Source organism: Ruminococcus flavefaciens ND2009, from assembly GCF_000621785.1.
Lineage (GTDB): Bacteria > Bacillota > Clostridia > Oscillospirales > Ruminococcaceae > Ruminococcus > Ruminococcus flavefaciens_C.
Genome location: NZ_KK211346.1, coordinates 16,995 through 30,258 on the forward strand (window position 1 = coordinate 16,995; position 13,264 = coordinate 30,258).

Sequence of the window (13,264 nt, forward strand, 5' to 3'; positions counted from 1 at the left end):
CATGGACGTAAGTATCAGACCCTCGGTGCTTCGCGGAAAGCTCAGTGTACCCGCTTCTAAAAGCTGTGCACATCGCTCGATCATCTGCGCTGCGCTGGCAGACGGAGTTTCACACCTCAGCGGAGTCACAATGTCCAAGGACATTGAGGCTACTATCGGAGCCATGACCGCCCTCGGTGCTCAGTTCACCGTAGACGGCGGCGATATTACCGTTATAGGCTCGGGAAGCCGTAAGGCGGACAAGTGCGTTATAGACTGCAACGAGAGCGGCTCCACTCTCCGCTTTATAATCCCCATAGCGGCTGCACTGGGCAGCGATACAGAGTTCCGCGGCAGGGGAAGGCTGCCTCAGCGTCCCATTGACATTTTCATCAGGGAGCTGGGGAAAAACGGTGTTGCCTTTGACTACCACAACACCATGCCCTTCAGTGTATCGGGCGGACTTAAAAGCGGCATTTTTGAGATAGAGGGGGACGTTTCCTCACAGTTCATCACGGGACTTCTCTTTGCGCTGCCCCTTCTTGAGGGCGACTCCGAGATAGTTCTCACCTCACATCTGGAATCCCGTCCCTATGTGGATATAACCATTGATACCCTGCGCAGATCCGGCGTTTCCGTTGAGGAGACCGACTGCGGCTTCCGCATAAAGGGCGGTCAGAGCTATGCTCCTCACGATGAGAGGATAGAGGGAGATTACTCACAGGCAGCATTTTTCTGCGTGGCAAATGCTCTCGGCTCACAGGTGGAGCTTGGAAATCTCAACGAAAACAGCGTTCAGGGCGACAAGAAAATCCTTGAAATTATACGCGATATGTGTTATAATGGCAGTATCGGACACTACAGTGCCGACTGCTCGGACATTCCCGACCTTGTACCCATACTTGCGGTGCTTGGTGCCTTCGGCAGCGGCGATTCGGTAATATACAACGCTAAACGACTCAGGATCAAGGAAAGCGACCGCCTTCAGACCACTGCCGCCATGCTCAATGCTCTCGGCGGAAATGTGGAGATAACCGACGATGGTCTCATTATCCACCCTACAGGTGCTATGCACGGCGGTACAGTTGACAGCTTCGGAGACCACAGGATAGTAATGGCGGCTGCCATTGCTGCTACCCGTATCGACGGGGAGGTGGTCATCACGGGAGCTGAGGCTGCGGAAAAGTCTTACCCTGCTTTCTTTGACGACTACAATATGCTCGGAGGTAAAGCAAATGTCATCATTCTGGAATAATAGGATATCTGTCTCCATGTTCGGTGAGGCTCACGGACCCGCCATAGGCGTTACCGTGGACAACCTTCCCTCGGGAGAATATATTGACGCCGAGGAGCTTGCACGCTTCATGGCAAGAAGATATTCCTGCGGCAGCGCTCCTGCCGTTAATTCCATGCCCCATATCATGTCGGGTATCTTCAATGACCGCACTACGGGAACTCCCCTCTGTGCGTTTTTGCAGAATACCGACATATCCGCACCTCAGCATGAGCAGCCCGATAATCTGGTGAGACCCGGTCATGCCGACTATACGGGTACTCTCCGCTATAAGGGCTTCAATGATGTGCGCGGCGGCGGACATTTCTCCGACAGACTTACAGCTCCTCTCTGCTTTGCGGGAGCTGTCTGCGCCCAGATACTGGAAAGACGCGGTATCTACACAGGCGCACATATTCTTCAGATACATAACATAAAGGATAATCCCTTTGACCCCGTCAATATCACAAGAGACGGCATACTCAGCGTAAGGAACAAGGATTTCCCCGTCATCAACGACCGCAAGGGCTGGGAGATGACAGAGGACATCAACAAGGCTTTCGAGGGAGGCGAGTCCCTCGGCGGCGTTATCGAGTGCGCTTCGGTGAATGTTCCCGCAGGTATCGGCTCTCCCATATTCGACGGACTTGAAAACAGCATCGCTCAGCTCATCTTCGGTATCCCCAATGTCAGGGGACTGGAGTTCGGAGCAGGCTTCCTTTCGGCAAAAATGGTGGGAAGCCAGAACAACGATGAATTCTATGTGGACGATCACGGTCACGTTGTCACAAGGACCAATAACCACGGCGGCATAATCGGCGGTATCTCCTCGGGTATGCCCATAACTCTCAGAGTTGCCTTCCGTCCCTCGGAATATGTGGGCGGTCAGCAGAATGCGGTGAACTACCGCGAAATGATCGGCGAGACCGCAGAGAGCGTAAAGCACATTCCCTGCAATGTCCCTGCGGCAGTTCCCTGTGTGGAGGCTGCGGTGAATATTGCCCTTCTTTCCCATATGATGGACTATCCTAATTTCTGTTAAGGTGATTATATGCAGGACGAAAATATCATGAAAATGGCAGAACGTGCCGATACTGAGATAAGGGATATTCCCACCCTCAATATCCTCCTCTGCTATCTTCTTTACAAAATAGACAGACCCGTCAGTCCCGACCAGCTCTATGATATAGCTATCGGGACGGGTATCATAAACTATTTCTACTATCAGGACTCAATCGGCTATCTCCTGAAAAACGGACATATCACAGCCGAAAAGGACGACAAGGACGAGGACTGCTATGTGCTCCAGCCCAAGGGCAGAGAGTGTGCAAAGCAGCTTAAAAACTATGCTCCCAAGTCCTACAGGGACAAGCTGGTACTGGCTGCGCTCCGCTATTTTGCGCGTATTCAGTATGAAAAGGAGCTGAAGATAGAGTATGAGCCCGTGGGAAACGGCTACTATACCCATGTAAGGTGTATCGACTCAAGCTTTGACCTTATGGACCTGAAGCTCTATGCTCCCGATCTTACACAGGCTAAGCTCATAGGCGAGAAGATACTTCTCAATCCTGCGGGATTTTACGGCAAGGTCATTGAAGTTGCTCTCTCAAACGAGGAGCCTCCCTACGACCTCAGCGACAACTGAAAATATAAGGAGCTGTCTTTGGTCAGCTCTTTTGTTTTATGCCCGTTATAATTTGGGCAGCATCATCTCCGTTCTGAAAAAGTGCTTTCACTATAGGTTCGGAAATGCTGTATTTTCAACGGAAAACCGTTGTATAACTCAGAATTTGTTTTCAACTTCGTAGGAATGACTGAATCAGTATACGAATAATTGTCAGTATTGAATAATAATGGCAAGTTATAAGGAGTAAGCTATGAAATACGGACTCGTTCTCGAGGGCGGCGCTATGCGCGGACTTTTCTCCGCAGGCGTTATCGACGTCCTCATGGAAAACAATATTATCCTCGACGGTACTGTGGGAGTTTCCGCAGGCGCTGCCTTTGGCTGCAACTACAAATCGGGACAGATACGCAGAGCTATCCGCTATAATACGCGGTTCTGCAAGGACAAGCGCTATTGCAGCAAGCGCTCTCTCATAAAAACAGGAGACCTTTTTGGTGCGGAGTTCTGCTATCATACAGTGCCGCAGGAGCTGGATATTTTCGACAATGAAGCCTTTGCAGCTTCTCCTATAGAGTTCTGGGTGGTGGCTACTGATATTACCACAGGCAAGGCAGTTTACCACAAATGCGGTCCCATAGACTACGACGAGCTGGAGTGGATAAGAGCTTCCGCTTCTATGCCAGTTGTTGCGCGTATCGTTGAGGTGGGCGGCTATAAGCTGCTGGACGGCGGTATCTCCGACTCTATCCCGCTAAGGTTCATGGAGAGCAGGGGCTACGACAGGAACGTCGTAGTGCTCACACAGCCGCGCGACTACGTCAAGAAGCCTGCAAGCGGCATAGGTCTTATGAAGATAAAGTACAATAAGTATCCCGAGGTCATAAAGGCTGCCGAGAACAGGCACAAGATGTACAACAGTGAGCTGAAGTATATCCGCGGTGCCGAGGAGAAGGGGACCGCCTTCGTTATTGCTCCCGAGGAGGCTCTGCCTGTGGGACACGTTGAGCACGACCCCGATGTCATGCGCGAGGTCTACCGCATAGGCAGACGTATCGCAAAGGAACGCCTTGAAGCCCTGAAAGCTTTTCTGGAGCAGGAGTGAAGTAAATCAAAATTTAGCTTTGCTAAATTTTGATTTGAGCCCTTAGCCCTTAGCCGTTAGCTAATGTAGGGGACGCCGCCCTCGGCGTCCCGCGAGATATATTACACTCCCAACGGGACGTCGAGGACGCCGTCCCCTACAAATGTAAATTATGATTTAACACAGCAATGAAAAAATCCCCGAAGCATTTAAGCTTCGGGGACGCTTTTATATATCCGCGTGTTTCTTTATGCGCTCTGTGATGACCAGTGCAAGTATCAGCTTCACTACATCTCCCGGGATATAGGGAAGTACGCAAAGCTCCATGGCGTGTATGAATGTCATGTCGCTGCCTGATTTGGTATAGCCGAATACGAACCAGATAGTGCCGAAGGTGTAGCAAAGGATAAGTCCAACGACCATGAGGGCTACCCTTACGGGAAGGCTCCTGCCGAAGAGCTTCGTGCCTCCCCAGTATACCAGCGCCATCAGGACAAATCCAAGTATATAGCCGCCTGTGGGACCTGTTATGACTCCGGCGCCGCTCTGCATCTTCGAGAATACGGGAAGTCCCACACAGCCAAGAAGTATGTACACCAGAACGGAGAAAAGTCCGTTTCTGCCTCCTATGACGTTAAGGGCACAGAACACCGCGAAGGTCTGGAGGGTGAATGAGATCTCTCCTATTGGTATGGAGATTATGGAGCAGACTGCGATAAGCGCCGTGAACATGGCGGTGAGTACAAGCTCCTTTGTGGTGAATGGTCTATGTGGTTCCTTTACGGAAACAGTGCTGTTCATAATTCATTACTCCTTTCGGGATATGTTCTATTATAGCACAGTGGGGCAACTTTGTCAACTGCCATGCTGTATATGGGTGACGATACTGGAATTGGAGCTGAGGCAATTGTTATTAATATTTTTTTGTTCCGTGTGTTGCTTTATTTTGAATTATGTGTTATAATTAAAAAAGTATATTTTGCGAGGTGTTTATCGACATAATGAAAACCAGTGAATTCCGCGAGGTGACCGACCCGGAACGCTTCAAGGCAGATCCCGATGAGGGACTTTCCGCCTCTCAGGTAAAACAGCGTATCGCTGAGGGACTCGACAATAAGCCTGTTGAGTCGCCCTCAAAAACGGTGAAGGAAATTCTCGCTGACAACATCTTTACCTACTTTAACCTTATATTCGTTATCCTATCTGTGCTTCTCATTGTAGTGGGCTCATACCGAGACCTGACATTCATGCCTGTTATCATCGCAAATGCCCTTATAGGTATCATTCAGGAGCTTCGTTCAAAGTCCGTTCTGGACAAGATCACGGTGCTCAATGCTCCTGTGAGCACGGCGGTCCGCGACGGACAGGTCATAAGCGTCCCCTCAAAGGAACTTGTGCTTGATGATATAGTCATTTTCAAGGCAGGAAACCAGATATGTGCCGACGCTATCGTGGTGGACGGAAACGTTTCCGTAAACGAGTCGCTGCTGACCGGTGAGTCCGACGAAATATCAAAGAAACCGGGCGACACCCTCATGTCGGGAAGCTATATAGTTTCGGGAAGCTGCCGCGCAAGGCTTGAAAAGGTGGGCAGACATTCCTATATCTCAAGACTGACCCTTCAGGCAAAGAAGTCCAAGAAGGGCGAGCAGTCCGAAATGATACGCTCACTCAACAAGATAGTAAAGTTCGCAGGCGTGGCTATCATTCCTATCGGCATTATCCTTTTCTATCAGGCTTACTATGTGAACCACTATAATGTCAAGGAAAGCGTCCAGTCCATGGTCGCGGCTGTCATAGGCATGATCCCTGAGGGACTTTTCCTCCTCGCCAGCGTTTCCCTTGTTATCAGCGCTATGAAGCTGGCTATAAACAAGGTTCTCGTCCACGATATGAAATGTATCGAGACTCTTGCCCGAGTTGATGTGCTCTGTGTGGATAAGACAGGTACTATCACCCAGAATGAGATGACAGTTGCGGACGTTGTCTCGGCTTCCGATGACTATGCGGACGATGTGATACAGGGACTTCTCAGCGATTTTGCCGCTGCACAGGAGTCCGATAACCAGACCATGACCGCTATGAAGGGGCACTTCCACCGTCCCGCAGGAAGAATGGCGATCTCTACCACAGGCTTCTCCTCCGAGTTCAAGTACAGCAGTGTTACCTTTGAACGCGAAGCCTTCGTTCTCGGCGCTCCCGAGTTCGTGCTCAAGGACAACATAAGGGAGTTCAAGAGCGTTATCGACAGCTACAGCCGCAAGGGCTACCGTGTTCTTGTGTTCGGAAGATACAGAGGCATTCCCGACGGAAAGGCACTTACAGCTCCCGTTGAGCCTGTTTGCTTCGTTATGATGTCAAATCCTATCCGTGAGAATGCTCCCGAGACCTTCAAATACTTCGCCGAGCAGGGTGTTGAGATAAAGGTCATTTCAGGCGATAACCCAGTGACCGTTTCTGAGGTCGCCAAGCAGGCAGGTATCAGGAATGCAGGGGAATATGTTGACGCTACTACGCTCACCACAGATGACGCTATCAAGGACGCTGTGAGAAAGTATACCGTATTCGGACGTGTTACTCCCGAACAGAAGCGAAAGTTCGTCAGGGCTCTCAAAAAGGCGGGCAAGACCGTTGCCATGACAGGAGACGGTGTAAACGATGTCCTCGCTCTCAAGGACGCAGACTGCTCCGTGGCTATGGCTTCGGGAAGTGATGTTGCCGCTCAGGCTGCACAGCTGGTTCTCCTGGAGTCAGACTTCTCAAAGATGCCCGACGTTGTTGCCGAGGGACGCAAGGTGGTAAACAACCTGGAGCGCTCGGGAAGCCTTTTCATCGTAAAGAATATCTTCTCGCTGATAATCGCTATACTGTCTATCTGCTTCGGTATGAAGTATCCTCTCATGCCCTCGCAGATCTCGCTCATAAGCGTGTTCACTATCGGACTTCCTGCCTTCTTCCTTTCATTCATGCCAAACCGTGACCTCATACGCGGAAGGTTCATCACAAATATCCTGCTGAAGGCTCTGCCTGCGGCACTGACTGATGTACTTGTTGTCGGCGCTATGATATACTTCGGCAATATCTTCAGCGTGGCGCCTACGGATATTGCTACGGCTTCAACCATTCTCATGAGTATCGTCGGTATGATGATAGTTTACCAGATCTCCAAGCCCCTTGATGTGTACAAGCTGGGCATATGGATATTCTGCGGCGTGGGACTTGCCTGCTGTATGATATTCGTCAGCAACCTGTTCGCTATCACTTCAATGTCGAACCGCTGTATCCTTCTCTGTGTGAACTTCTCTATCATCGCAGAGCCCTGTCTCAGGTATATGACACTGATAACCAAAAAGGTCCAGGATTTCTTTATCAGGGACAACACATAAAAAGAGCTCCCCGAGGCTTCGGGGAGCTTTTTGTATAGTTTATGCAATGGCAGGGAGGCTTACTTTCTGCCGAAAAGTCCCTTCTTTTCATAGGGCTCGGAGGTGATGTCCAGCACCTTGTAGCCGTCCTTCTCTACCGCTTCTCTGAGAACTGCGCTGTCAAGCTCGTTTTCTGAGATTATCTCGGTAATTCCCTTGCTGTGGGAGGAGTTTACCTTTTTGGGTGAGACTGCTGCGCGGATAGCGTCGTTTACGTGTGCCTCGCACATCCCGCACATCATGCCGTCGATCTTCATTATTGTTTTTACCATATTATACACTCCTTTGGGTTAGTATATGCTGACAATATAATTCTAAACCTTTTTTCGCCGATTGTCAAGTGGAAGTGCCAATATGAAGAAATCTTATGAAATGGTGACAGAATATGACCGGAGACAGGCAAAAATTGCTCCCTTTGTCAGAAATTACGGTTTTGCATTGACTTTTTGCCAAAAATATGGTAATATATATATTGTTCAGTTACTTTTTACTATGTAAGGAGAAAATATTATGAAGAATGTGATCAAAAGGGCGGCTGCTGTTATGCTTGCATTTGCAGTGCTCTTCACAGTACAGATATGTACTCCCATCGGAACAGTCCGCGCTGCAAACTACGCGGTTTGGCCTACAGAGCCTAAGTACAAGAACATTACCACCTACTTCAATCCGCAAAGAAATATCACTGATGTTTCGGGCTATCACAATGCCATCGATATTGAAGCAGCAGGCGGTTCCAATATCTATGCCGCTTGCAGCGGAGAGGTCATCTCCGCAGACTGGAAGGGCGCTTACGGTAATACAGTCATTCTGTATCATGCCGATCTGGGCGTTTATACCTTCTATGCACACGCTTCACAGCTCTGCACAAGCGCAGGTGCTAAGGTAAATCAGGGCGATATTATCGCCAAGGTGGGCAGCACGGGTGAGTCCTCGGGCAATCATCTCCACTTCGGTATCTGCGATACCCTGCTGGGTGCATATCCTGCCCGTACATACTACGATCCGCTTACCTATTTCACATACTCGGATAACGACGGTTCAGGGGTTACAACTCCTCCTCTCGCTTCTTCCGGACCCCAGTGGGATGCATCTGAGGAGTATGCAGGTCTTTATACCACCAAGAATGTGGTGACCTACCTCAATATAAGATCGGGTCCCAATACAAGCTCTTCGATCGTGGGCTCTATACCTGCGAATGCGGAGTTCAATGTCTCAAAGGGAGACGGAAAGTGGGCTGCTGTTGAATATAACGGCGTCAACGGCTATGCTTCCATGGACTATATGCAGCTGAAAAAGGCTCACGAGCCTGTTGAGTCCGATATGAAGATCGAGAACGTGGCTGCTCCGGAGGGTTCTCTTCCCAAGGGCAAGGCATTCTCGCTCAAGGGCGTTATAACTTCAAATCTGCCCATCACTAAGGTGAGCGGCGGTGTTTACTTCAAGAGCGGAGAGGCTACCAGCCAGGTTGCTGAGGCGGCTCCCAATGCTGTGAAGTACGATCTTTCCACCTACTTTGACAAGAATATAGTTTTCAACGCTCTCTATGACGGAGAGTACATATACAAAATAGTTGCTGAGGATAACAGCGGCAAGTCCTATGAGCTGGTGAACACAGAGTTCACTATCGGCGAGGTAAAGCCCTCAGATCCTCCCGCTGATCCCCCTGCAGAGGAGGATCCACCCGAGGACAAGCCCCGGGGCGACCTGAACGGCGACGGCTCCCTTGATGCTTCCGATGCAGAGGTGTTCCAGAGCTATCTGCTGGGCAGTACTGAGAGCTTCACTGAGGAGCAGTACAAGGCTTCCGACCTCAACGGCGACGGCGTTGTTGACGTTTTCGACCTCATCGAGCTGAAACAGGCTATCGTTAAGGCAGCTTCATGACCCAGGCAAAAAAAGGCAGTGTCACTGCGGTGATGCTGCCTTTAATTTTTTATAAGGAGTACAATATGAACGCAGTAAGGATCACAGACGAGATTATGAAAAGACGGAGCACCGACAAGACCTTTATGGTCGGGCTGGACGGTCTGGGAGGCGCAGGCAAGAGCACTGTGGCGGAGAAGGTGAAGTACCTTCTGGAGGAAAAGGGCGTCCATGCGGAGATATTCCACATCGATGACTTTATCCACCCCAGAGCTGTCAGGTATAATGACGATTACCCTCAGTGGGAGCAGTATTACTACCTTCAGTGGAGATACGATCACTTTCTTGAGGCTGTGGCAGGTCCCGTAAGTCAGGGGAGAGAGCTTCCCCCTGTGGAGCTGTATGACAAGGACAATGACACTTATATTCTGAAAAGCATTCAGATCCCCGAGGGCAGCGTGGTCATTACCGAGGGTATCTTCCTTCAGCGCAGGGAGCTTGAGGGCGCCTTTGACTACATGATATATTTTGACGTTCCCGAGGAGACAAGGCTCAGGAGAGTCCTCCTCCGTGACGGATATATCGGTGACGAGATCGCTATCCGTGAGAAGTACGAAAACAGGTATTTCCCTGCGGAGAGATTCTACGCCGAAAAGTACAGCCCTGCTGAAAAGGCTGATCTGGTACTTTGAATATAATAAAACAGCGCTCAGAATTGCTCTGAGCGCTGTTTTTATGCTTACTATATCATGTCCCCACGCTTATTTGAAAGCGTATCTGAAGAATGTATAGAGGTGGGGTTTAACTGAGTTGTCGCCGTGTCCGCCGCCGGGTATGGACTGGTAAACATGGTCAACACCGTTTCTTGTGAGAATGTCACTGTACTGCTTGGGGAATGTGCCGACAACAGAATCGTTTGTTCCGCCTGTGATGAAGAATACGTTAGGCTCGGGACCTACGTCTCTGAACTTCATCTCGCTCTCCTGCATACAGCCGGGGTGAGTCATGAACATATCGCTGCCAGGTGTTATTCCGGGAGCAGGACACGCACCGCCAACATAAGCGAAGAGGTCGGGACGCATAAGTCCGATGTAGATAGCCTCACGGCCGCCCATTGAGAAGCCTGTGATAGCTCTGTTCTCTCTGCCTGTCTTAACGGGGTAGTTAGCCTCGATGAAGGGGATAAGGCTGTCTGAGATGTCATAGAGGAAGTTGTCATAAGCTGCGCATACTTCCTGATTGATACCGAAACCGCCGCCCTGTGAGCCGTTCTTGCTTGTATACTGGCTGGGAAGAACAATTATCATTTCTTCTGCCTTGCCGTTGCTGATAAGTCCTGCAAGGAGCTCCTGAACACCCATGCCGCTTAACATGGAGTCTTCGTTGCCGCCGATACCGTGGAGAACGTACATTACGGGGTACTGCTTGGATGAATTATAGTTGGGAGGAAGAATTACATTACAGCTCTTCTGTCCGCCTGTGAATTTACAGTTATAAGTTTTCTTCTCGACCTTGCACTTGTTGCTCTGCTCATTGCCGCTGGGCACTGAAGTAGGCATATCCTGACGGATCTGTGCGTTGAGGTTCTGACCCTGTGATACGGGCTTTGTTGTGGTAGTTGTGGTTACTCTGGGTGCTGTTGTAGTAGTTGTTACAGCAGCCTCGGGGAACTTGTCGATCTTGCCGAGGAGGAACTGCTTGAGTGTAACAAGGTCAGCAACTGATACGTCATTGTCTCCGTTGACGTCTGAGTTGGGAGCAGCCTTGCCGCTTCCTGCCATTACTGCCATGATTCCCTTTCTCAGGGGGATAAGATCGAATACGTCAACTACGCCGTCCTGGTTCGTATCGCCGCGTACACCTGTTGAAGGCTGTACCACGGGAGTTGAGGGCTGTGAAGCTGAGATGTACTCGTCGATAACGCCTGCCCAGTACTTGCCCATCTTCTCATAGCCTGCCTTGCTGGGGTGGATACCGTCGCCAAGGTCTGCTGTGCCGTTGAGGCAGCCGTGAATGTCAGCAAATGTAACGTGCTTGCCGCTGTTGCTGTATTCCTGAGCTACCTTCTTTACAAGGCTGTTGTAGTTGGCTATCTTCTGTGTGTTGTCTCCGCCGCCGAAAGCGCTGAGCTCGGGAATGGTGGAGAGGAAGATCATTCCGTCTGAGGACATATCTCCCAGCATATAGTCCAGGAGGGTGTGGAGGTCGTCCTCGCACTCGCTCATGGAGCGGTTAGCAGTCATATCGTTTGTACCGATGATGAGGAGGATGATGTCGGGATCAGCCTTCTTGACTGCATTGTTGTTCTTGAGTGTCTCATAGAGACCGCTGTTATTGCTCCAGCCGCCTGCGTGCTGCTTGATGGTGTAGCCGCTGTAGCCTGCGTGGTTGTCATCATAAGTAACGGTCTTGCCGTTGTAGCTGAATGAAGCGCTGTTTGAGCCCTCGGGACCTACGAAGTCCACATTGGTGTAGCCCTTTTCCTTGAGGAAGTAGTCGAGGAACTTTCTGTAGCCGCCGTCATCTCCCATACCGAAGGTGATAGAGTCGCCTGCGGGCATGATCTTGATCTTGTCGGTCTTTGATACAACAGGATCGGATGTTGATGTTACGGGAGTGCTTGTGGAAGGAACAACGCTGGGCTTTGTGCCGCTCTTGGCAGCGAAAGCGTTGTCAACATATAAGTCTGCAAGGCTGTCTGTGGTCTCGATATAGAGAACGAGATCGGTAGCGCCTGCGGGAATAGTGTAGCTGGAATTTGCAACGGATACCCACTGTCCCTTGGAAGCCTTGACTGATGCTACTTCATCGTAGGATGTGCCTGAGCTGCCTGAATACTGGAGAGAGAGCTTCATTGTAGCTGAAGAATCAGTATTCTGCATTGCCATTATTCCGAAGCTGTATGTTTCGCCTGCCTTGAAAGCGCTTGAATCCAGGTTTATAGCTGCGCCGTTCCATTCGTTGGCTCTGTCGGATACAAGGATTCCCTTTGTGTTGTTATAGCCTGTGGAAGAGGTGAGGGTCGCGCTGCCTCTGCCTGTCCAGCTGCCCTTGCCTGACTCAAAGTCGGTGTTGAAGTAGTATCCGTTTGCATCGGGCTCTACAGGATCCGGATCAACTGTAGGTGTAGGGTCGGGATCGCCCCCACCGAATGTGATGGTATTTTTGTTGACTGTAGCCTTGCCGCTGCTCTCCCAACCTTCTACGTTGAAAGCAACCTCGTACATATTACCCATCTGGAGGCCCTTGCTCTCCCAGGCTTCAAAGTGCTTGGAAACGCTGATGGTACCCTTTGTTCTTCCGCTGCTGCGGACACTGAAGTACTGTACGAAGGGCTTGTTACCCTCGATAGTATAGGAGTTACGGTTTTCCTTGTAGATGTAGTACTTTGCACCGTCAAGATCAACTGTGCCTAAAGGACTGCCTGCACCGGGTGAACCGTTTGGAGGACACCAGTTCTTCCAGTCCTCAACGATGTAGTACTCTACGAGAGGATTCTGTGTCCAGCCGTAGATACAGATACGTGAGTTACCTGAAGAGCCTGCTGACCAGCTTACGTCGAAGTCACAAGTGATTCCGTTGTATGACTGGAACTTTCTTGTGCTTCCCATATCCTTACCGCGGCGGGCAAGGAAGTTTCCGTTAGGTCCTGCGCAGTTCCACTCTGTTGAGAATGTACCGTTGTCGCCGAGAGTCATTGATGACGGCTGGCTCGTATCTGCTGCCCAGATCTCATAACTGTAGCCGTCGGGGCCTGTGCCCTTGTGCTGACCGGCGCCGTTGAGCCTGTATGTTTCACCTGCGGCGCTTGAGGGCAGAGCTGCGGGAAGACTTGTAGCGACTAATAATGCTGAAACTATCCCGCTGATAAATTTGCTTGTTTTCACTTAAATCACTCCTTTGTTTAATTAAGCAATGTCATGATTTTAGTAATCCCCTGAGGAGTGCCCGAACTCCTCTTTTTTTATCTTGATACTATTATATATTAATAAACTATGAAATAACAAGTCAAAATT

At 50.2% G+C, this 13,264-nt stretch carries 10 protein-coding genes; 7 read left to right on the forward strand and 3 right to left on the reverse strand.

The window, feature by feature from the left end:
• Position 1 precedes the first annotated feature (1 nt).
• From aroA to T488_RS0106845, 4 genes are all read left to right on the forward strand, one after another.
• A complete protein-coding gene (aroA, locus tag T488_RS0106830) occupies positions 2–1,234 on the forward strand; it encodes a 3-phosphoshikimate 1-carboxyvinyltransferase (protein WP_028520125.1) in 1,233 nt (410 codons plus the stop codon).
• Positions 1,215–2,294 (forward strand): chorismate synthase, encoded by a 1,080-nt coding sequence (gene aroC, locus T488_RS0106835; RefSeq protein ID WP_028520126.1) that lies wholly within the window; start codon positions 1,215–1,217, stop codon positions 2,292–2,294. The genes aroA and aroC overlap by 20 nt, the downstream gene beginning before the upstream one ends.
• Before the next feature lie 9 nt (positions 2,295–2,303).
• Positions 2,304–2,897 (forward strand): DUF4364 family protein, encoded by a 594-nt coding sequence (locus tag T488_RS0106840; protein ID WP_028520127.1) that lies wholly within the window; start codon positions 2,304–2,306, stop codon positions 2,895–2,897.
• A 232-nt stretch (positions 2,898–3,129) separates the two neighbouring features.
• The gene (locus T488_RS0106845) at positions 3,130–3,981 is read left to right on the forward strand and encodes a patatin-like phospholipase family protein (RefSeq protein WP_028520128.1); all 852 of its coding nucleotides are present in this window, start codon (positions 3,130–3,132) and stop codon (positions 3,979–3,981) included.
• A gap of 207 nt (positions 3,982–4,188) precedes the next feature.
• Here T488_RS0106845 and T488_RS0106850 read toward each other — a convergent pair whose 3' ends face one another.
• Positions 4,189–4,761: a biotin transporter BioY gene (locus T488_RS0106850; protein ID WP_028520129.1), complete on the reverse strand. Its 573-nt coding sequence runs from the start codon at positions 4,759–4,761 to the stop codon at positions 4,189–4,191.
• A 200-nt stretch (positions 4,762–4,961) separates the two neighbouring features.
• On the opposite strand from T488_RS0106850, the gene T488_RS17310 reads away from it, so the two are divergent.
• Positions 4,962–7,346: a cation-translocating P-type ATPase gene (locus T488_RS17310; RefSeq protein ID WP_037297525.1), complete on the forward strand. Its 2,385-nt coding sequence runs from the start codon at positions 4,962–4,964 to the stop codon at positions 7,344–7,346.
• A 59-nt stretch (positions 7,347–7,405) separates the two neighbouring features.
• On the opposite strand, the gene T488_RS0106860 is transcribed toward T488_RS17310, so the two are convergent.
• Positions 7,406–7,657 (reverse strand): heavy-metal-associated domain-containing protein, encoded by a 252-nt coding sequence (locus T488_RS0106860; protein WP_028520130.1) that lies wholly within the window; start codon positions 7,655–7,657, stop codon positions 7,406–7,408.
• A gap of 238 nt (positions 7,658–7,895) precedes the next feature.
• Here T488_RS0106860 and T488_RS18695 point away from each other — a divergent pair, with 238 nt between their 5' ends.
• Both T488_RS18695 and T488_RS0106875 read left to right on the forward strand, forming a co-directional pair.
• A complete protein-coding gene (locus tag T488_RS18695; protein WP_028520131.1) occupies positions 7,896–9,269 on the forward strand; it encodes a peptidoglycan DD-metalloendopeptidase family protein in 1,374 nt (457 codons plus the stop codon).
• 65 nt (positions 9,270–9,334) lie between these two features.
• Positions 9,335–9,940, forward strand: a complete 606-nt coding sequence (locus tag T488_RS0106875; RefSeq protein ID WP_028520132.1) for a uridine kinase — start codon at positions 9,335–9,337, stop codon at positions 9,938–9,940.
• A 69-nt stretch (positions 9,941–10,009) separates the two neighbouring features.
• Here the strand turns inward: T488_RS0106875 and T488_RS18700 are convergent, their stop codons facing one another.
• Complete coding sequence (locus T488_RS18700; RefSeq protein WP_051536384.1) at positions 10,010–13,135, reverse strand: glycoside hydrolase family 11 protein; 3,126 nt, start codon at positions 13,133–13,135, stop codon at positions 10,010–10,012.
• Between the last annotated feature and the right edge of the window lie 129 nt (positions 13,136–13,264).

What these genes read in the sequence shown, in the direction of transcription:
- aroA (WP_028520125.1), top strand. Translation starts at nt 2, where the DNA reads ATGGACGTAAGTATCAGACCCTCGGTGCTTCGCGGAAAGCTCAGTGTA.
- aroC (WP_028520126.1), top strand. Translation starts at nt 1,215, where the DNA reads ATGTCATCATTCTGGAATAATAGGATATCTGTCTCCATGTTCGGTGAG.
- T488_RS0106840 (WP_028520127.1), top strand. Translation starts at nt 2,304, where the DNA reads ATGCAGGACGAAAATATCATGAAAATGGCAGAACGTGCCGATACTGAG.
- T488_RS0106845 (WP_028520128.1), top strand. Translation starts at nt 3,130, where the DNA reads ATGAAATACGGACTCGTTCTCGAGGGCGGCGCTATGCGCGGACTTTTC.
- T488_RS0106850 (WP_028520129.1), bottom strand. Translation starts at nt 4,761, where the DNA reads ATGAACAGCACTGTTTCCGTAAAGGAACCACATAGACCATTCACCACA.
- T488_RS17310 (WP_037297525.1), top strand. Translation starts at nt 4,962, where the DNA reads ATGAAAACCAGTGAATTCCGCGAGGTGACCGACCCGGAACGCTTCAAG.
- T488_RS0106860 (WP_028520130.1), bottom strand. Translation starts at nt 7,657, where the DNA reads ATGGTAAAAACAATAATGAAGATCGACGGCATGATGTGCGGGATGTGC.
- T488_RS18695 (WP_028520131.1), top strand. Translation starts at nt 7,896, where the DNA reads ATGAAGAATGTGATCAAAAGGGCGGCTGCTGTTATGCTTGCATTTGCA.
- T488_RS0106875 (WP_028520132.1), top strand. Translation starts at nt 9,335, where the DNA reads ATGAACGCAGTAAGGATCACAGACGAGATTATGAAAAGACGGAGCACC.